Annotated in this window: 18 protein-coding genes; 3 read left to right on the top strand and 15 right to left on the bottom strand. The window is 35.7% G+C overall.

Going from position 1 to position 20,198, the window contains the following annotated elements; genetic code table 11:
- Positions 1 to 246: 246 nt before the first annotated feature.
- The 3 genes from SJY44_RS11755 to SJY44_RS11745 all read right to left on the bottom strand — a co-directional run bounded on the left by SJY44_RS11755 (position 247) and on the right by SJY44_RS11745 (position 4,465).
- The gene (locus SJY44_RS11755) at positions 247 to 1,338 is read right to left on the bottom strand and encodes a nickel-binding protein (RefSeq protein WP_396589862.1); all 1,092 of its coding nucleotides are present in this window, start codon (positions 1,336 to 1,338) and stop codon (positions 247 to 249) included.
- 89 nt (positions 1,339 to 1,427) lie between these two features.
- On the bottom strand, positions 1,428 to 1,862 hold the full coding sequence (locus tag SJY44_RS11750) for a DUF4242 domain-containing protein (protein ID WP_396589861.1): 435 nt from the start codon (positions 1,860 to 1,862) through the stop codon (positions 1,428 to 1,430).
- A gap of 188 nt (positions 1,863 to 2,050) precedes the next feature.
- Positions 2,051 to 4,465 carry a TonB-dependent receptor domain-containing protein gene (locus SJY44_RS11745; protein WP_396589860.1) on the bottom strand — a complete coding sequence of 805 codons (2,415 nt, stop codon included), beginning with the start codon at positions 4,463 to 4,465 and terminating at the stop codon, positions 2,051 to 2,053.
- A gap of 230 nt (positions 4,466 to 4,695) precedes the next feature.
- Between SJY44_RS11745 and SJY44_RS11740 the strand changes: the two genes are divergently transcribed.
- Positions 4,696 to 5,763: a histidine kinase gene (locus SJY44_RS11740; RefSeq protein WP_299167443.1), complete on the top strand. Its 1,068-nt coding sequence runs from the start codon at positions 4,696 to 4,698 to the stop codon at positions 5,761 to 5,763.
- Positions 5,753 to 6,451 carry a LytTR family DNA-binding domain-containing protein gene (locus SJY44_RS11735; RefSeq protein ID WP_299167441.1) on the top strand — a complete coding sequence of 233 codons (699 nt, stop codon included), beginning with the start codon at positions 5,753 to 5,755 and terminating at the stop codon, positions 6,449 to 6,451. Before SJY44_RS11740 ends, SJY44_RS11735 begins: the two co-directional genes overlap by 11 nt.
- A gap of 32 nt (positions 6,452 to 6,483) precedes the next feature.
- Here SJY44_RS11735 and SJY44_RS11730 read toward each other — a convergent pair whose 3' ends face one another.
- The 3 genes from SJY44_RS11730 to SJY44_RS11720 all read right to left on the bottom strand — a co-directional run bounded on the left by SJY44_RS11730 (position 6,484) and on the right by SJY44_RS11720 (position 8,521).
- The gene (locus tag SJY44_RS11730) at positions 6,484 to 7,560 is read right to left on the bottom strand and encodes an alpha/beta fold hydrolase (RefSeq protein WP_396589859.1); all 1,077 of its coding nucleotides are present in this window, start codon (positions 7,558 to 7,560) and stop codon (positions 6,484 to 6,486) included.
- On the bottom strand, positions 7,541 to 8,191 hold the full coding sequence (locus tag SJY44_RS11725) for a hypothetical protein (RefSeq protein WP_396589858.1): 651 nt from the start codon (positions 8,189 to 8,191) through the stop codon (positions 7,541 to 7,543). Before SJY44_RS11725 ends, SJY44_RS11730 begins: the two co-directional genes overlap by 20 nt.
- Before the next feature lie 138 nt (positions 8,192 to 8,329).
- Positions 8,330 to 8,521 carry a cold-shock protein gene (locus SJY44_RS11720; protein WP_298926413.1) on the bottom strand — a complete coding sequence of 64 codons (192 nt, stop codon included), beginning with the start codon at positions 8,519 to 8,521 and terminating at the stop codon, positions 8,330 to 8,332.
- Positions 8,522 to 8,821: 300 nt separating this feature from the next.
- Between SJY44_RS11720 and SJY44_RS11715 the strand changes: the two genes are divergently transcribed.
- Complete coding sequence (locus SJY44_RS11715; protein ID WP_298926410.1) at positions 8,822 to 9,904, top strand: adenylate/guanylate cyclase domain-containing protein; 1,083 nt, start codon at positions 8,822 to 8,824, stop codon at positions 9,902 to 9,904.
- A 17-nt stretch (positions 9,905 to 9,921) separates the two neighbouring features.
- On the opposite strand, the gene SJY44_RS11710 is transcribed toward SJY44_RS11715, so the two are convergent.
- The 9 genes from SJY44_RS11710 to SJY44_RS11670 form a co-directional block, all read right to left on the bottom strand.
- Positions 9,922 to 11,025: an MBL fold metallo-hydrolase gene (locus tag SJY44_RS11710; protein WP_396589857.1), complete on the bottom strand. Its 1,104-nt coding sequence runs from the start codon at positions 11,023 to 11,025 to the stop codon at positions 9,922 to 9,924.
- Positions 11,026 to 11,129: 104 nt separating this feature from the next.
- On the bottom strand, positions 11,130 to 11,639 hold the full coding sequence (locus SJY44_RS11705) for a hypothetical protein (RefSeq protein ID WP_396589856.1): 510 nt from the start codon (positions 11,637 to 11,639) through the stop codon (positions 11,130 to 11,132).
- A 96-nt stretch (positions 11,640 to 11,735) separates the two neighbouring features.
- Positions 11,736 to 12,104, bottom strand: coding sequence for a hypothetical protein (locus tag SJY44_RS11700; RefSeq protein WP_396589855.1), 369 nt, complete (start codon positions 12,102 to 12,104; stop codon positions 11,736 to 11,738).
- A gap of 8 nt (positions 12,105 to 12,112) precedes the next feature.
- On the bottom strand, positions 12,113 to 13,327 hold the full coding sequence (locus SJY44_RS11695; RefSeq protein ID WP_396589854.1) for an amidohydrolase family protein: 1,215 nt from the start codon (positions 13,325 to 13,327) through the stop codon (positions 12,113 to 12,115).
- Entirely contained in the window at positions 13,324 to 13,737 is a 414-nt protein-coding gene (locus SJY44_RS11690) for a PH domain-containing protein (RefSeq protein WP_396589853.1), read from the bottom strand. Before SJY44_RS11690 ends, SJY44_RS11695 begins: the two co-directional genes overlap by 4 nt.
- A 2-nt stretch (positions 13,738 to 13,739) precedes the next feature.
- Positions 13,740 to 16,859 (bottom strand): WD40/YVTN/BNR-like repeat-containing protein, encoded by a 3,120-nt coding sequence (locus tag SJY44_RS11685; RefSeq protein ID WP_396589852.1) that lies wholly within the window; start codon positions 16,857 to 16,859, stop codon positions 13,740 to 13,742.
- A gap of 621 nt (positions 16,860 to 17,480) precedes the next feature.
- On the bottom strand, positions 17,481 to 17,858 hold the full coding sequence (locus SJY44_RS11680) for a hypothetical protein (RefSeq protein ID WP_298926394.1): 378 nt from the start codon (positions 17,856 to 17,858) through the stop codon (positions 17,481 to 17,483).
- 235 nt (positions 17,859 to 18,093) lie between these two features.
- Positions 18,094 to 19,236 carry a serine hydrolase domain-containing protein gene (locus tag SJY44_RS11675; protein ID WP_396589851.1) on the bottom strand — a complete coding sequence of 381 codons (1,143 nt, stop codon included), beginning with the start codon at positions 19,234 to 19,236 and terminating at the stop codon, positions 18,094 to 18,096.
- Positions 19,237 to 19,327: 91 nt separating this feature from the next.
- On the bottom strand, positions 19,328 to 20,167 hold the full coding sequence (locus SJY44_RS11670) for a LytTR family DNA-binding domain-containing protein (RefSeq protein WP_396589850.1): 840 nt from the start codon (positions 20,165 to 20,167) through the stop codon (positions 19,328 to 19,330).
- Positions 20,168 to 20,198: the final 31 nt, after the last annotated feature.

Here is a 20,198-nt window from a genome sequence, read left to right as displayed (position 1 = left end):
GGGGAAAGTAAATTATGGGGGAATTTTGGAGTATTAAATGTAGTAATTCAACTTTAGAATCCATTAAAGGTAATCCTTAAAAAAACTGGGGGTTTCCTGCAGTTTTACATACTTTTTCTTACAATATTGGTTTTTTTTGAAATAAAATAGTTCAATAACCTCCTGATAAACAAATTTTTATATAAAAAATCAAGAAGGCAAAGTAATGAATCCTTGTTTGGACAGTCTATTCTTTGAACTAAACTCTTATGATTTAACTACAATTTGCTTAATATAATTTGACGGTAGCATACCGTAAACTTCTTGAAAGCATTTTGAAAAGTAGGTAGGACTAGTAAATCCAGTTTTATAGGCAATTTCGGAAATGTTTGAAGTCTGTTCATCCATGAGTAGGAGTGCCTTTTTTAATCTATAATCTTTTAAATAATTGTTTGGGGACTTCCCAATTAAGTTCATCATTGTTCTATACAGTTTGGACTTACTATAGCCTAGGCTTTGAACAAAATCCATTGCACTGGTATTTGAATCCACCCATGTTGTTTCTGTATATTCCATTAGTCGAATGATAAAATCGGCATCGGTCTTACCCAATGCATTAATTGATAAATTGCTATGAATTGTATTCTGGTTTTCGCTTTCGTATAAATCGCGTACCTCAGATGATATTGTCAAATTTCCTTTGACAATATCACATAAATATTCGGCCATTTGTATGGTGTCTTCAAATATGTTTTCTTTTTTAGTGACCGGAATACCCGCACTTATTCCAATCTTAAAATCTATGTCTGGCGTAATAACAACGTTATGCAATTCTTGAATGCTTATAGCACATGAAACAGCATTTGTTACACAAGCAAAAGACATTAGAAAATAACCTGTTTCTTGCTTAACCACCCGCCCTTCGTGAGTACTGGCCAAATTGACAATAGATTTCCTATAGCCGCGGAGTGCTGCATTGAGAGTATTTATACCTGATTTTCTTAATGCGTTTTTTCTCAACTTGACTACCATTAAAGTGCGAAATGCGGGGTCATTAATGATGTTCAGTTTTGTATTTTGTGATTTTTCTGGATCAACTATTCGGCCCAGAAAGGACTCTACTATTGTATCGTTTACTTCTATAATTCGTTGTGGAACATCGCCATGCGCCTGCTTGTGCAATTCTATAATAGCTTTTTTGTTTGGCGCTTCAATTAAACAAAATGCGGTTTGCCTTCTTTCGTCGCACCAATAAGTTAAGCCTCGGCAATTATACTTATGCTCAATTTTTAAATCTGCCTGATGCATCTCAGCAACGTGTTTTGCAGTAATACCTTTTGGCACGTCATGAAAATCCATATAAATAGGCATGGTTGGTAATTTTCTTTTAAGATATTAATAATAATTTAGAGAGGCCATAATTGGTTAGAACAGCCTCTCTGAGGTTACTATTCATTAGCTGTAGCGGGACTTATTACTGTTGCAACTTCATTTATTGAATTTGCAGGGAAACCTCCCTTTTGTGCATGCTCTTCAACTAATTCTTTATTTTTGGCATTATACACACAATACACCTTATCCCCTGTTACGTAACTATGTTGCCATTTAATTTTTGGTCCCATTTCTTCTAATACGGTACATGATGTCTGTGATATACCTTTTAATTGTTCTGCGGTCAGGTTTCCTGCACCGGGAATGATTCGTTCAATCACAAATGTTTTCATAGTAGTTTCGGTTTTAGCTATTTCTTGATTTTCTTTTTGTTGTTGCCCCAAAGCATAATTTGTCATAACCACCATTAGGATTAAGGCCATTTGAATTGTTTTACAGATAATTCTTTTATCTGTTGTTCTGGGTTTTTGATTTTTCTTTGAAGAATTCATGATATACATTTTAAATATTAATCCTTCAAAACTACCGTAACGTTAAATCAAGAATGTATTCATTTGGTTCAAATAACTCTACTTTTGGTTCAAGGTCTTGTATAAGTATCTCAACTTCCTTGCTTTCCATATACCAGTAGTGACTTATATACTTTTCTTAAAAGGATAGCTAGGGCAAAGAACACCAACTACAAAAACTTATCTGCTTTTACGTTTTTCTCACGTTTTTTACGTTTTAGACCTTTGTTTTTACCGCTACCAAAACGATATGCAAGCCCTATATAAATAGAACGTGTATCTCTTTTAAACTCTCCTTCTTGGATTATTGTTCTGTAGGTTTCAAAGGCAAAACGCTGTGTTTTAAAAATATCATTGAAGTTAAGGCTAAGAGTTCCCTTGCCCTTTGCAATATTGTAGCGCGCACCAGCATTCATGAAGAAATTTTCTTTAAGCTCATATTGTAATATTTTTTGCTTGCCACTGAAAAATGTAAATAGTTGAAAAGTAAGGTCTTTCGTAGCTTTAAAGCTATTGTTCAATTTGGCGTTCAATAAGGTATTGCTTACCTGTACGCTTTCATTTTCAATAAAACCTTTTTGCGTTCTTGAGTAGACGTCAAAACTACCATTGATGCTCCACCAATTGGTTGGACGATAGTTGGACGAAAACTCAAACCCGTATGCATTGTTGCTGTCGAAATTGTCGTAATCAACGATCAATAGATTTGGATCAGTTTCATCAAAAAAGCCCCTTCTGTTAATTTCATCATTGATTCTTCGATAAAAACCACCTACCGTAAAACTACCTTTGTTCAGTTTTCTACTATAATTTAACTCTATGGAGTTGGTAAATTGGGGAACAAGCGTGGGATTCCCAGTAATTATGATTTGTGGTGTATTTATCTGTCGTATAGGATTGATTTGATTCAAGGAGGGACGATCTATACGTCTACTAAAACTTAATTGGTAAGTGTTTTTCTGTTCTTCATCTGGAGCATACTTTAAAAACCCTGACGGATATATATTGAACAGGTTATCTGTAAAGTTAAATTCAGCTTCCCCAACTTCATTAAATTGGGAATCAACACTATAATCCTCTAATCGTAATCCTAGGTTATATTGCCACTTATTTAATTTTTGACTAAAAGTGGTATACAAAGAATAGATGTTTCTATCATATGAAAAGATGGAGTTATTAAAATTTGGGTTGCCCGTATCATAGGAATTGTCCGTGCGGCGCAAGCGGGTTTCCAGACCCACTTCTAAAGTGGCATTTGGTGAAAGAGGATTTACATAATCCAAATTTATTGTGGTATTGGTCCTAGTGTCTTCAATAAATTCCTCATAATTGGTTATAGGGCTATTCCCGGTAAAACTAAAACTATACATCTTATCACTTTCCAGGGCATTGTAATCCATTTCCAGTTCGATAGTATGCCCTTCTTTGGCAAAAGTGTGTTTAAAATCAGCATTATAGGTCGTATTGACATTATCATTATTTGTGATATCCATTCGTATAAAATTTGTAGAAGGATTATCAAAAAAACTAAGTGCTATACTGCCGTCTATTATAGTTTCAAATAGGTTTTGATTGGTATAGATAGATAACGTATTCTTATCATTGATGAAGTAATCCAACCCTAATTTGAATAGATGTGAGTTATTTTCTGTATAACTCTTTGTAAGCTGATTGGTGTTTTCCACCGTTCTGGTTACACTTCCATCGGTTGTACTTTTACCCAGTCTATTACCATAACTCCCGTAAAAATTAGTTTTTCCAGCCCTATAGTTTAAACTAAGTGAATTGTTATATCTAGCACGTTCCCCATAGGTGAACCCGGAATTTATAGATCCATTAAACCCTAAATTGGTATTCTTTTTTAAGGTGATGTTGATGATCCCGCTCATACCTTCAGGGTTATATTTGGCAGTGGGGTTTGTAATTAATTCAATAGTTTTAATTGATGTTGATGGTATCTGTTGTAAGAGCTCTCGGGCACTAATGTTGGTAGGCTTACCATCTATTAGAACACGAACGTTTTCATTACCGCGAAGCGAAATATCCCCATCTTGATTAATGCTTACTGAAGGAATGTTTCCCATAATATCACTAGCTGAGGCCCCAACCGTGGTTAAATCTTTACCTACATTGATGACTTTTCTATCAATTTTCTGTTCGATTGTAGAACGCTCCGCAGATACTTCTACTGCCTCAAGAGCTACGGCGTCCTCTTCAATAAACAGACTTCCCAAATTGACTTTTCTGATTGACTTATTAACTGAAATAGGGAGGACTAAGGTTTTATACCCTATGAATTGAACTTCAATATCATAACTACCATAGGATATTTCATTTATTGAAAAACCTCCCTGTTCATTAGTAATACCTCCAGTAGTAATTTCATTATTGGATTTTACAACTACATTGGCATAGGGAATTGGTTCTTGCGAATCTTTGTCCAATACTGTTCCCGTTATAGTTCCCTTTTGTCCATAAAAGGATATAGAAATGAAGAAACTACAAACTATCAATATAAACTGGTTCATCATTATTTTTCTTTGATTAAGTGAATTTTGCTCCTTTGTAACCATTGGTTTTTGCATACAATTCATTTGAATAAAAATTTCAATTTGAAGACTAAACTATAAGGAGGTCGTGCACGCTCTAAAAAAGATGGCTAGAGAAACTGCTAACGGCGCCAAATGATTGATAGCTAATGTTTAATGCTTTTGTCTACAGTTAGCCCTTCTTTGGCATCACTTACCTGTAGTTGAAAGGCTTTTTTGGAAATGGCCTTTTTAGATTTGTACCTTTATATTCAATAGAACATGTTATGTTACATCAGGTTCAAAACTTTTTGGAAGTTTCAAAGTTCAAATACCTTGTGTTTGGGCTGTTGATTTTTGCTTTTTCCGCTTCTGCCTCTAGCTGGTACTATACCACAACCAACGAGTTAATTATCACTTACGGTGTTCGAGCATCAATTCAGATTGCAATGGCATATGTAATTCTAGAGTATTTGATTCCAAACCTTTTAAATAAGGGAAAAACATTGGCCTTTGTACTTTTAATTGTCATTACATTATTGGCTTTTTATCTTATTTGTACGTTGATTAGTATGGCCTATTTTGAACCTACTTTCCCTGCCACCTATGTTAACTATTTAAAACGATTTGAAGATGCCTCCTTTTGGGGTAGATCAACAAATGTTAGTGAGTTCATATCAAAATCCCTGTATCTTTTATATCCAACTTTTTTGTTATCAGTATTGAAATTGTATACAGAGAAACAGCGTTTGTTAAGGCTTAATGAACAAAAGAAAACCGCAGAACTTTTAGCCCTGAAAAATCAATTAAATCCCCATTTTTTGTTCAATACATTAAATAATCTGTATGCGCTAACATTAAAAAAATCAGACAACGCTCCTAAGGTCATTCAAAAACTATCAGAAATTTTGGATTATATCCTCTACAGGTGCAATGATGAATATGTGTCACTGGATAAGGAAATAGCACTTATTGAAAACTATTTGTCCCTGGAAAAGATACGGTATGCCAATAGGGTTAAAATATCATTTAGTAAAAACGTTACTGGTCAAGAAAAAGTAGCGCCCTTATTGTTGCTCACATTTGTAGAAAATGCTTTTAAACATGGTGTCGCTAATGAGGTGAATCAGGCTAACATCAATATCAACATATCAAAAATAAGGGAGCAACTTGTTTTTAAAGTTCAAAACAGTAAACCAATTAATACTAAGTCTTTGGTGGAAAAGGAATCTATTGGTCTTCAAAATATTAAAAAACAACTGGAATTGTTATATCCCAAAGCTTATGATTTAATTATTGAAAACAAGTCGAATTCTTTTACTGCCAATTTAAAATTGGACATGTATGATGTATAAATGTCTGATAATTGATGATGAGCCTTTGGCCAGGGAACTCCTTGAAACTTATCTGGAGAAAATTCCCAATTTTGAATTATTGGATTCCTGTTCGAGTGCTATACATGCGAGTTCCATTCTAAGTTCTAAAAAAGTAGATTTACTGTTTTTAGATATTGAAATGCCAGCTCTAAAAGGGACTGATTTTTTTAAAAACCTAGTATATAAACCAAAAGTGATTTTCACCACTGCCTATAGGGATTATGCGCTGGATGGTTTTGAGTTAAACGCAGTGGATTATCTATTGAAACCAATATTTTTTGAACGTTTTTTCTCATCCATTCAAAAGTTTTTGAAGCAACAAAACACAGTTGAAAATAGTACGGAACCAACCATTGACAATCACAAAAGTGAATACATATTTGTTAATAAGGCCAAAAAACAAATCAAGGTGGTTCTAAATGATATCCTCTATACGGAAAGCTTAAAGGACTATATAAAAATTCATCTGGAAAAGGAAACACTTGTCATAAAAGAAAGTATTTCCAATTTTGAAAAACGTGTTGACAGTCGTTTTATTCGCTTACACCGTTCCTATATCGTAAATAGTGAAAAAATCACAGCATATACCAAAAACGATGTAGAGATCGGTAGAATAGAAATTCCTATTGGTAATGGCTACAAGCATAATATGCAGTTTTTCAAATGAATTAGAGCGATTCTTTCACTTGTACTATTGAACTAGTTTGAATCCTTATGTTCATTGATAAAATCAATTACTTCTTCAGCAAACAAATCAGGTTCAACGAGCATTGGTGAGTGTCCTGAGTCTTCAAAAATGACCAATTCTTTTGAGGTGGAACCAAGACCTTCAAAGGCATCTTGTGCAAACTTGGTCGGTACCACCATATCATACCTGCCCCAGAGTATTAAAGAAGGTATCGTAATTTCATTGAGTCTATTCGCATATGACAAGTTTTCAAAAATACCTTGATCTTCAACTAAAATAGATTGTGTTCGTGAACCGCTCCACCCAACGGTTAAAAAATTATTTTTAAAAAAAGCTGTGACGGCCAGCTCCCCTTGAATACTGCTTTTAATTTTATTGATAATCCTATCATTGGCCAATTTTTCTTCAGCTTTATAAGCCTCACGATTCATGGAATAAAAGTCACCATCCGTATAGGTGGTCGTATCCAACCCGTCAATTTTATCTTTCACACCTTCCCAAAAAAAAACGCTTCTATTTGCGGCAATCTGCTCATTAGCTACCCTTCTGAAATTATCAGGGTATTCAAAGTATATTCCTTTCGCATCATGAGCACCATCAACTTCTATCCATCCTCTAAAAGCATCTTGATCTTTTAGCATAACAGCTGTTCCAAGAGTTCCTCCCCAGCTATGTCCCATCAAAAAGAACTGGGAATCATCTCCATATTTATGTCGTATTACTTTCACCAACGCCAGAACATCTTCAGCCATTATATCCACACTAATTTCATCTTTTGAATATCTCCCTTGCGACATCCCTGAACCGCGTTGATCAAAATAAACAACAGCACAAGTTTTTTCAATCTCACTTTTAATGGTTCCAGAACGATAGGTCAATCCATCTCCTCCAGGGCCTCCATGCAGAATGATAAGAAATACTTTTTCTGAAGCGTCACCATAAATATGCGCGGGCATATCCGCACCCTTGTGGCGCACATATAGTGTATCACTCAAATCATCAATATCCTCTTTCGCGCAAGAGAGAACAATGAAAAATGAAAGTAAAAACAACACCCTTTTTCCTTGATTATAAACCATCTTTTGCATTTTTCTTTTTCTTTTTGAAGTTAAAACGATAACCATATTCAATAGCGAATGAAGGCAGAGAATTGGCATTGTAAGGAGTTCGGAGCATATAGGTAAAGTTGAGATACCTACCGGTTAGTTTCTTGCCCTTTCGTGATTTTCCAAAACCGAAGGAAAAAGACGGGGCATAATAGTTTCTTCCAGGAAGAAAAACCTTGTTTACATCATCACCAGATACTTCATATGTTTCTGGTAAAAATGCACGATAATAACCTAATGGGTTAAACTGAATATTAATCTGTTTTCCTTTAGTATTGGTCCTCCGCCAGAGAATTCCGTAATTTGTAAAAACACCCAGTTCTGTTCTGGGATCCCAACTAAGACCAAAGGTTCCATTTAGCAACCATTGTTTTGTAATAACCTTTGTTCTCCGTTTTTTTTTCTTGGTAAGAACCTTCTCTTTCCAGAGGTATTCCGCTCCAAATGTTAGACCTGGATTCCAATAAAAATTACCGTAATAACCTGCTCTGAATTCTATTTTATCTAAGAAATTAGTGGAAGAAGTTTGGTGGTTAATCTCAGAATGGGGTAAGTTTTGAGCGAGCAATGTACTGCACCATAGGCACAGAAAGGCAAAACAATATCTGTTCATTTTATGATTTGATGATGAAAGTCAAATGTACTTGTAGATTTAACCAAAGCATTTGTCAAAAAATCATTTTTTTAGAATTTAAAATAAAAAAGCCCATCATTGCTGATGGGCTTTTTGTAAAACTTGAAAGTATATGTATTAGATAACTTTTACGTTTACTGCATTTAATCCTTTGTTACCTTCTTGTAGATCAAATTCAACTGCATCGCCTTCACGAATTTCGTCTACTAATCCAGAAATGTGTACAAAGTGATCCTTTTCAACTCCTTCTTCAGTGATAAAACCAAAACCTTTAGTGTCGTTGAAAAATTTTACTGTTCCTTTACTCATTGTAATGTAATTAAATTATTATACTATTTGAACTGCAAAGGTGGTGCCATTAATTTGATATATAGCCAATTAACGCATTTAATTTTTATGATTTAATCATAAAAATGTAAAATGAACCCTTTAATAAACTACCAATAATTGTGTGAAGGGCTGTATTCATTAAGATAGATTTACTATTTGACTTCATAATTACGTTATTTTTATACTTTCTCTTTTTTTATATTTTATTCTAAAAAATGAGTTGCAAGGACTCTATTTTTAATGAAATACTGCTAGAAAGCTAATTTTAATGAAATTTTGGTGAACAGAAGTCTTAGTAAATTTTTTAATCTTCTTTGGAAATCCCTCTTATTTTGGTCAATAGCAATGGGGTTGTTCGGAGTATTCCGGTATTATGGCATAGGAGATAATGATGGTATTTCATCAACAGCAGATTTTCTACAGATACCTATTTCAAATATAGTTCTCCATCATGTTTTTGTAGGGCTTTCAATCGGGTTTTTATATGCAACCATTGACTTTGTCTTTGAAAAATTTGGTCCAAAGAAACTATCCCTCGGGCTTAGCTTGGCAATTAAAACAATTATATACTTTTTTTTGACCATCGTTGTTTTTACGCTTGTTTTAGAAATGTTTTCTGCGCTAGGTCAGATAAACATAGATAATCAAATAGGTTGGTGGCGTACCAATAAAACATTTTGGGCAATTCTACTTTATGTTGTTTTGCTATCCTTGGTTTTTGCATTTATCAAAATTGCCATTGAAAAATTTGGGAAAGGTGTTTTTCTAAAAATGTTGTTGGGGAAGTATAAGAACCCAAAAGAGGAAAAACGAATTTTCATGTTTCTGGACTTAAAAGATTCCACTACAATAGCTGAACAGTTAGGGCATTTTAAATACAGTCAACTGATTCAAGATTGTTTCTTTGATCTTAATAAAGTTGTTCCAAAGTATGATGCTGAAATTTATCAATATGTTGGAGATGAAGCTGTATTGAGCTGGCCCTACAAAAAGGGATTAGCAAACAATAATTGTGTGAGTTTGTTCTTTGCATTTCAACAACAAAAAATGGCAAAAGCAAAATACTATTCTAAAAAGTATGGCGTAGTTCCAGAATTTAAAGCTGGGCTGCATGGTGGGGTCTTAATGGTTGCAGAAGTTGGCATTGTAAAGAAAGAATTGGCCTATCATGGAGATGTTATCAATACTTCAGCACGGATTCAAGGGGAATGCAACAAACACAATGTTCATTTATTAATTTCTGAAGTGTTATTAAAAGATTTGAAAATAGGTAGTGTTTTTTCATCAAGGTCTTTGGGTACAGTTCTGTTAAAAGGGAAACATGAAGAAATACGAATTCATGCTCTTTCTAACCAAATATAGGAGCCTATAGCAAGTGTTCATTTCCACCAGACATTGTAAATCTGTAAAGAATCTTTTGGGTTGATCACCTCCCCTATTTTTGGGGTCGCAATGGGAACCTTTAACTCCATACCTTTTCTAACAACGCGTTCTATTGGATCTGTCCAACTGTGCAATGCCAATTTAAACCCACCCCAGTGAATGGGCATTACCACTTTGGCTTTGACATCAATACCTGCTTGAACAGTTTCCTCGGGAAACATATGTATATCTGGCCACATGGCGTTGTATTGCCCGCATTCCATCATGGCAAAATCAAAAGGCCCATATTTTTCACCAATAACCTTAAAATGATTTCCATAACCACTGTCCCCACTAAAAAAGAGTTTATCCTTTGCAGACGTAATAACCCAGGAACTCCATAAGGTACTCTGTTCACCTCCAAATTTTCGCCCTGAAAAATGCTGTGCTGGCGTGCAAGCAAATAACAGGTCTTTATAATGTACTTCTTGCCACCAATCCAGTTCAATTATGCGTTCCTTTTCAATGCCCCATTCCTCCAAGTGCACACCAACACCAAGCGGGGTATAAAACATGTCCACCTTGTCTTTTAGCTTGGTAATAGATTCATAATCCAAATGATCATAATGATCGTGTGAAATAAGCACTGCATCTATATTGGGCAACTTCTCAATTTCTAGCGGCATTTCTTTATTAAAACGATTTCCCCCTAACAATGGATGTGGTGCTGCGACAGCTCCAAACATTGGGTCTATCAAAATATTTTTATCATCAATCTGCAATAAAAAAGCGGAGTGTCCATACCAAATAAGCCGTGTATCATTTTTAAAGTTGGCCACATTGGTTGAATCTAATTTTTCAACTTTTAAATCCTGTTCTGGATTACCGTTAGGAACTTTTGTAGTGAAAAACTTATAGGCAAGTTTTACCATTTCCCCAAAGTTTAAATTTTTGGGGACGTCCTTTTTGTTTACAAATTTTCCGTCTTTATAATTTGGTGATTTTGCATACTCATTTTTTTGTTCTGTGGATACGTTCCCACCAAAACTTGGATAATAATTCACAAAAAGTAGATACGCAATTGCCAAAATCCCCACTAGGGAAAATATAATTACCAGCATTCTTCTCAGGTATTTTTTAAGTGTTTTCAATGATGTTTTTGTGTTTCAACAACAATTTTGAGAATTGGGAAAAAACAAAAGTAAGGAGAAGCAATGCCTTTATTCTAAAAACTTGCGCGTAGAGAGAAGGAATTTGGATTTACGGGTCTTCCAAAATTCCCTATTGTTACCTTATTTGAATTGGTTCGAGAGTGATAACCAAGTTCCAACAATAAACTAGGGTTGACCTCATACCCTATTCCAATATTTAAATTGGTCTGCATAAGTTCATGTTCACCTGTAACTTGGTTGATGTCAAATAGGGCCTCTGGCCCTGCAAACAAAAAAAGTTTCTTTTTAACGTACCATTTTAGAAGCAATTTAGAGCCTGTTTGTTCATGTGTTCCAAATTTATCATAGAAATGTTGTAATTGAATCTGTAATCTTTCCGAAACTCTATATTCAATTCTAAGGTTTTTGTACACTTCCCCATTAACGCCAACTGGGTGGTCTATTCCATCAATGGTAAATCGTGGAAGAATATTTGCGTTCGAATCTGGTACCTCAACACCATTTTGGCTAATTGCACCTATTGAAAATAAAGATGCAAAAAGAAGAATCAACGATTGTCTCATACTGATTATTAAAGGCGATACTTTATAAAGGTACAAAATACTGCATACCGAATGACCTAGAACCAGCAGTATGTTTTTTAGAAATCTTTTAATTGGTCAAAAAGGAGCTTTGTCTTTTACGAGCTTAAAAAGCCAGGTAATATCCTCCTCAAAAATTTCATTTTCATCTGAAAACTTGATACGTTTTGCGTGTTTGCCACTTCCACTGAATTTCAACCTTTTATGCGAAATGGTATCTACGTGATGGACATATAACATACAGGAATCCGCAGAACCTTGCTGTATACCGCAAAGCACATTGTTTTTTCCTCCCCTACTGTACAATGCTAATTTTACCTTGGCACCACCTACAATAGATTCATTAACATCAGAAAATGATGAGAATACCAATTCTCTTAAAACCAATCCCATCCTCAACGCCTGAGAGTTCGGTTCAAATAATTCTAAGAAAGCTACATTGTCCATAACTATAATTATTCATCAAGTGCAAAAGGAATACGTTTGAGTGCCACTTGTCCGTTGCTTATCACCAATAAAACATCTTGAAGGGCTACTATGTCCTGTAATGGGTTGTTGGGAAGGAGAATCATATCAGCTTCCTTACCAGGTTCCAATGTTCCAATCTGGTTGGTAAGCCCTAGAAGCTCTGCTCCATTCTTTGTGGCCGCTTGCAATGCTTGAAAATTTGTCATTCCCAACCTAACAAAGTGTTCTGCTTCCAAAGAAACTCTTGTGGTACTCTCTGCACTATAATCATTATCTGCACCTGTTGCCATTTTAACACCGATGTCCAAAGCATCCTTGATTGTGCGTTCGGCCTCTACCAACATAAATCTTCCGCGCAACTCAAGTGTTGGATTGCTGTATTCCCCCCCGGGAACTTTTAAATCTTCAATGGTAATAAAAGTAGGAACTAAATAAGTGCCTTTCTTCTTCATAAGTTCAAGGGTCTCCCTACTTAGAAAAGTACCATGTTCAATGCTGACTGCCCCAGCTTCCACCGCTGCCCGACCTCCTTCGTCACCGTGGGCATGCACCATCACCTTTAAGTTATGCTTTGCTGCTTCATCTACCACAATGCTTAGTTGTTCTTTGGTGTATGTTTGTTGCCTAGGATCAGTTTCTGGAAGGCCGGCCCGCTCAGTCCCTCTGGTTTTAATAACATCTACTCCACGTTCAGCATTGATTCTTACCAATTGACGCAAAGCCTCTTCAGAACGAACACCTTTGCTAAGATTGCTCAATCTAACATCGGCCAGTATAGTCTCCCCTAAATTTGGGGTAACATAAATACCAGCACTAACAAAATCTGGACCGGGTATAATTCCTTGTTTTGAAAGGTTACTCAGCGTCACATCTTGATAGAACTTTGTGCTTGCAGATCGTACTGTAGTAACGCCAGATTTGAGCGCTCTTTCGGCAGCCTTGAAATTACTGATGTGCGTATGCGCATCTATCATTCCCGGCATAAGGTAATAGCCCAGGCCATCTATTACCTCGTACCCAGTAGGGTCCTGGGCTAACTGCTCACCCACCCACTCTATTGTTTTTCCTTTTATTTTGATTGCTGATTCTGCTGTAATCTTGTTGCTGATGCCGTCAAAGACATTAATATTTTTAATATAGATGTTCTGGGCGCCAAGACTCAATGTCATGGTCAATAAAATGAGAGTGGTGATTGTTTTCATGTTGGTTTGTATTGTATTACTACTTCCGGATTTACTTTAGTAATGTGATCAATAAATCCAGATTTATCTTTTGGTGATATGATGACACTATCATGATCATTGTAGATGATTTCCAACCTATCCAATGATACAGCCGGGGCACTTATAAGACTATTTGTTTCTGCTACCATCTTTATGGAATGTATATCGATTTTCTTTATTACCAAAAAACCAAGTTTAACGCTTAACAAACTTCCATCAACAATATAATTTAGATTAAAAAAAATCATGAGTACAAAAACCATCACGAATGTGTTAATCCCAATTCCAAGCCATATCGGTGGTGACAGCATTGGAATACTACTTCCAACCAATATGACCATTACAAAAAGTAAAAGTCCATAGCTTACTTTAGATGGGTACTTTTCCATTTTTACTTTGGCCAATACAACTCTGGCAAGCCAGCTTGCTTTAGCAATGCGTTGTAATTTTTAACTTTCTGATTTTCAATATCCTGCAATTGATTACTTAATGTACTCCATTGTTGTAAATAATCTTTGCTAACCTCTCTCACTCCAGGTGTCATGGGTAAGTTTCCTTTTCCAATTCTATTCAAGAAATCCTTAAACTTTATTAAAAGGCGGGCTTCAAACATATAATTGCTTTGGTAAGTACGCATTTCCTTTTGTAGAATTCTGGATATCCAATCATCTGCAGTCTGGTTAAGCGCCATTCCTTGTTCTTTTATATTTTGGTCTTTAGAAACCTCCAGTATAAAATCCAATTGTTGCTTAATTTTTTGGAGGTCACGAACCCCTTTTGCCATTTCGGTAGCAGCTTTATATATGGATTTGGATATTCCATCCCTTTCAACATAGGCAGCAGCGACATTATCTATACTATTCGCTATGCGAGGGTCAATTTTAATTTCAAAATCTTGAGTTTGGCTAAACTCCCCTATTTTCAATCGGACTTTATAATTTCCCGGTGCAGCATTATATGCCGTTAAATCACGGTTAGTAGTATACAATTCTTTCAGACAATCAAATCGGCCAATTTTCATGTTCCATTGGTATCTATGTGCGCCCAACTTTCTTTTCAACTGAGGTTTTACCAGTGTGTCACACCCAACTCTTGGGTTATCTGTAAACTCTGAATGGATTACCTGTCCATTACTATCCATAATCTCTATGGACATTGGGGTATTTTCTGAAACCTCTTTATTTAAGGTATAATGAATCTGGGCACCTTGAGGTGGATTTTCTCCATATCCACCATCAATGCTATAGGCCACAGAAAGTTCCGCATGAACATCACGAGGTTTGTAAAGGAAATAGTCTTTTTTAGCAACTTCATCCGTTATCTGATGCAATGGAGTAAGGTCATCCAAAATCCAAAGGGCTCTTCCTTGGGTAGCAACTACCAAATCTTGACGTTTTACACGTAAATCCGTAATGGGAACTTCAGGTAAATTGTTCTGCAAAGACAACCATAGTTTTCCATCATTAAAAGAAACAAACACACCTGTTTCTGTACCGGCATAAAGCAATCCTTTTCTGTCAGGATCTTCTCTTACACTTCTGGCAAATGTATCACCAGGTAAACCGTTTACAATTTTCTCCCAAGAATTACCATAGTTGTTTGTTTTGTAAATATGAGGGGTAAAATCATTCAGCTTATACCCGGCAACCGCAATGTAAGCGGTTGCTGCATCATGGGGTGAAGGCTCCACAACATTGATAATACTTTCTTTTAGTCCTTTTGGGGTTACATTGGTCCAACTGTTGCCACCATCTTGGGTCACATGAACCAAGCCATCATCAGACCCTACCCAAATAACACCTTCTTTTACTGGGGATTCCTCAATATTGAAAAGGTTATTGTAACTCTCTGCGGTAATCTGTTCATTGCTGATAGGTTTACCTCCCTTCCCTTGATGCTCCTTATCGTTACGTGTAAGGTCTTCACTGATAACATCCCAGGTAACCCCTCTATCTGAAGACTTCATCATGTATTGGGACCCATAATAAATTACATTTGGGTTATGGGGAGAAACGATTACCGGACCGTTCCAATTGGCACGATATTTTAAATTTTTAGGTTGCTCACCTGTGACCCGTTCTGGATAAGGCCGCACCATACGGGTATTATCAATGTCTCGGTCCCATTCTACAAAATTGCTTGCAAAATAAGTGGAATACACATATCTAGGGTTATCTGGATCTAGAGCTACTGTAGAAGATTCTCCTGCGCGCATGACATCCCAATGCATTTCTCCAATCCCATCGTCAACCACTCTACTATCAATGGCTATGGTGCTGTTATCCTGTTGTCCGGAATAGACTCTGTAAGGATATTGATTATCAGTAATTGCCCTATAAAACTGCCCGGTAGGTTGGTTCATCAATGTAGACCAAGTTTTTCCTCCATTATAGGTCACAGATCCTCCACCATCGTTGGCATTGATCATAATATTGCTATTGTTGGGATTGATCCATAAATCATGGTGATCTACATGACTTCCCATAATCCCTGTAAAGGTTTTACCACCATCAATGGATTTCATCGCGAAGCTATTCATGACCCAAACTTCGTCTTCATCATTGGGGTCGGCTATAATATGCATATAGTACCAAGACCTTGCATAGGTAGTAGCGTCGTTTGTAGTTTGCTTAAAACTCTCTCCTGCATCATCTGAGCGGTATACCCCAGCCTTTTCTCCCAAGGCATCTATGGCTATATAAACAATGTTAGGATTGGCTGGAGAAATAGAAACGCCCATCTTTCCTTTAAGTTCTGGTAAGCCTTTTGTAATCTCTTTCCAAGTTTTACCGGCATCTGTAGTTTTATAAATGCGACTGCCTGGTCCGCCACTTTGCACCACCCAAGGTTTACGATGAAAATCCCAAGAAGCGACCATCATAAAATTAGGATTGTTAGCGTCCACGGTCATATCCACAATCCCTGAATCTTGGTTCACATATAAAATTTTCTCCCAACTAACACCTCCATCTTCAGAAAGATATACTCCCCGTTCTTCATTTGGCCCCCAAGGATTTCCTTGAGCCGCTACATATACTTTATCTGGATTTGTAGGATGTACATAAACATCACTAATATGGCGAGTAGCCGCAAGACCCATATGTTTCCAGGTTTTACCCGCATCAATAGATTTATAAAGTCCATCTCCATGGGAAGTCTTAACCCCACGAACCGGAGATTCTCCCGTGCCTACATAAATAATGTTGGGGTCTGAAGGCGCTATGGTGATATCACCAATACCTGTAGTATTGAAAAATCCATCTGAAATATTGTTCCATGTATTTCCACCATCAGTAGTTTTCCAAACACCGCCGCCCGTAGCCCCCATATAGTAGGTGAAAATATCATCTGGCAGACCAGCAACTGTTGTTGACCTTCCTCCTCTAAAGGGACCAATATTGCGATATGTCAAGGTTTCATACAGCTTTTGATCTATTTGGCTATTAGTAGATTTGGTTTGTGCAACAGTGATGAAACACATGCTAAGACTAAGTGTAATTAGTAAAAGCATACGCCATTTAATTTGGTTGGATTTCAAAATCATGATGATAGTCTATTTATAAAAATGTTGTCATAAAGATATCGTATTATCACTTTCCAAAAGTCAATATGACTGATTAATGTTTCAATACTATCCTCCTAGTATTCTTTACTTAAGTATAGGTTTAACACAAATTTTATATGCAAAGCTTTGAGGTGTCCAAGACGCAGAAACTTAGTCTATCTGGAAATCCCTCAACTGAAAACATACATACATCAATTAAAAATAATTGTACGTAAAAAATTGATATATGTTTAATAAAATATTAAGAAAATGATTACATTAATTACCGTATTACAACTACAATATTTGTCATTCATATTATGTGCAATAATTATTTATTTGGCTGGATTTGCACATGGTTTAATCTGGAAAAAAAGAAATAAAAGCCTATAGTGTTTTGAGGGAAAACCTTCAAAACCTAATGAGCTATTTTTAGTTTCATAAAAAGATATTCATCCTGGTTTACATCTTGAGCATGCAAGGAAATATCTTTTAACTCAATAAATTGAAAAACAAATAAATACAATGTAAAAAGGGAAGCAAAAGCTTCCCTTTAATGTTTTCTAGACTAGAATTACCTATAGGTTATTAGGCATGATAATAGCGCTCGTTAATTATTTTTCCATTTTCCCATTTGGTGCGCACCACTTGTTCAAATTTATGCTCCGTTCCATCATTGGTTCTAAACTCCATTACGGCCTCATAAAAAGTAACATCATTTTTTACCGCTGGTCCACTTATAACTTTATATCCATGAAACGCTACCACGGTATCCAACAATTTCTTTTCCTCTGCTAAGCAAAAATCCTTTCCTATTTTGGCCGGGTTGTTCCCTTCAAATAACTGCACATTGTCATCTAAATACTCTTCCATTGCCTCTATAAATTTACCTTCTGCTAAAAGTGCGGTAACTTCATTAGCCTTTTTCAATAATTCTTGTTCCAATACTGTTGTTGCTGTTTCCATAATGATGTTTTTTAGATTTTAATTACAGATACAAAATTGAGGCTAAACCTATTGAGATGGAATACCACTTTTTCCCGATGGCATGTATAAATTACCTTTATGTCATCCTATTCCTGCTAAAAGATATGTTTACTTACCCCTAGAGAGTATATAAATCAACATGGATAATTTTTTTATCTTGAGAACGCTCTTCAAATTCAGGACCTTAAAAATTTTGCCATAGAAAAAACTATCCCTAAAATAGGAATAGCTTTTTTATTATTCTATTACGCATTTTGTAATATGTTTTTGCATATTCTTTTGAAGCCGAGCGTAATCCTGAGTTACAAAATATGGCAACGGTCATATCCTGGTGTGGAAAATAGTACAGATCTGTTGTTATGCCAATACCCCTTCCAGAATGCCCCATTAAAAACTTATATGGGAAAGCTTTATCTGCCATTAATCCCAACCCATAATCAGGTTTTTTCTCATCATTCCATGTCATCATTTCTTTTAAGATTTCATCCCCTAGAATTTCTCCTTTCATCAATCTTTCCAGAAAATTAGCTGCTTCTTCAATTGAAGCATAAACACCGTCGTCCCCGCTATACCAATTTGTGGTCTCTATAGTTTGTGCCGATAAGTTTTCTGTAATGCCATTTAAATCAATATCGCCATAATGGTCAACCAATCTTTTAGGTGGTGTTTGCTTATAATATGTATCTTTTAGATTGTATTTTTCAATGATATCTTCTCTAATAAATTTTTCATGCCCTTTTTTAACAACCGTATCCATAATCATGGATAAAAGCAAATAATTTGTGCTACTATACTTATATTCTCCCAAGGGTTTGGTATGCCCAGTAATCCCGTAAGCATATTTACGCAATGCATCCATATGGGATAAGGTATCTAGCTTTAGGTTTCCAGATAAATACAGTTCATTGAGTTCTGGATTTCTGTTATAATTGTATAATCCCGAAGTATGGCCTAACAAATGCCTAACAGTAACATTTTTGGCAGTGGCAAATCCATCTATAATCTCTTGGGGCAAGTAGTTTTGTATTTTGTCATCCATACCTATTTTACCATCTTCTACAAGCTTTAATGTAGACACAGCAACATACATTTTACCAATACTGGCCAATCCAAATATGTCATTCTCCTTTAGCCTTTCCTTATTCTCTAAATCGGAATACCCTGAAGTACCAATCCATTTTCCAAGTTTTGGGCTTTTAATGTACACAGAAACTCCAACCAGATTGTTACCGGTGGCATCATCTATATACTTTTGAATCTTGCCTAGCTTTCCTTTTTGAGTTTGAGCAACTGCAGGCGAAATTGTTGCAACCATAATTAATGCGCATGCACTCAATATTAGTCTAAATAATTTCATGTCTTTTCGTTTTTTTGATAACACAAAGAAATTATCGCAATGTTTTGTCAAAAAAGAAAATGACCTCTAAATACTTGAAGTGCTATTAGAATTAATTTGAACTGCTATTGCGCCACCTGCGAAAGGATGCCGCTTTAAGCCTACTTATGGTAATTGAAGTATTATCATTGTCTATATCCTTCAATTTTAAATCAATTTTTCCATAGGTAGATGGTGAGATGGACAAAATCGTTTCTTGTCGGATGATTGTGTTTCTAGTAGCTAGAAAAAATAAATGTCTTGGAAGCAATTCCATTAAACTGAGAAGGGACCCATTAAAAACTGCTTTGGTACCATCATAATATACCCACACAACTCCTAAATCACTTTTTACAAAGTTGATGTCTTTCGCACTTATTTGTAAAATACTGTTGGCTTTTTGTAGTTCTATTTGGTTTGAACTTTTATAGAACTCTGATTTTAACTCATTTAATTCTTTGGCGGAATCCTTTAAACTGTGTTCAGCATTCATCCAATTTTTATAAAAATGAGCCGACCATTTAAAAAAAGTAAACAGTAGGGCAACAACAAAAACGCATAGGTTAATAATGAGTAATTCCTTTAATGAATAAAACCCATCCCCTATCACCCAGGTATATATATTGCCGATGATATTAATGACAACAAGCAATGCCGCGGTTAAATACACCAATTGATACAGAAAACGCTTCCCTAAGTTTTTTGTCCAGCTAAGTTTTCGCTCTAATCTGAAATCAATAATTCTATTAATTTCGGTAAGCATGGCGGCAAAAACAATGGCAATGAAAAATTCTTCTAGAATAAAATCTGGACTAGCTGGATTAAAAATAAAATTGATGACAATATTGGCAATGGAACCTAATAAAATAGGCTCTATTATTCGCCAATAGCCCATACTTTTGGAAGAAATCATATTAAATTATAACGCTATCGATATCCAAAAA

Source organism: Allomuricauda sp. R78024, from assembly GCF_044596045.1.
Lineage (GTDB): Bacteria > Bacteroidota > Bacteroidia > Flavobacteriales > Flavobacteriaceae > Flagellimonas.
Note: the sequence above shows the minus strand (reverse complement) of the source record. Positions and strands in the feature narration are given on the sequence as shown.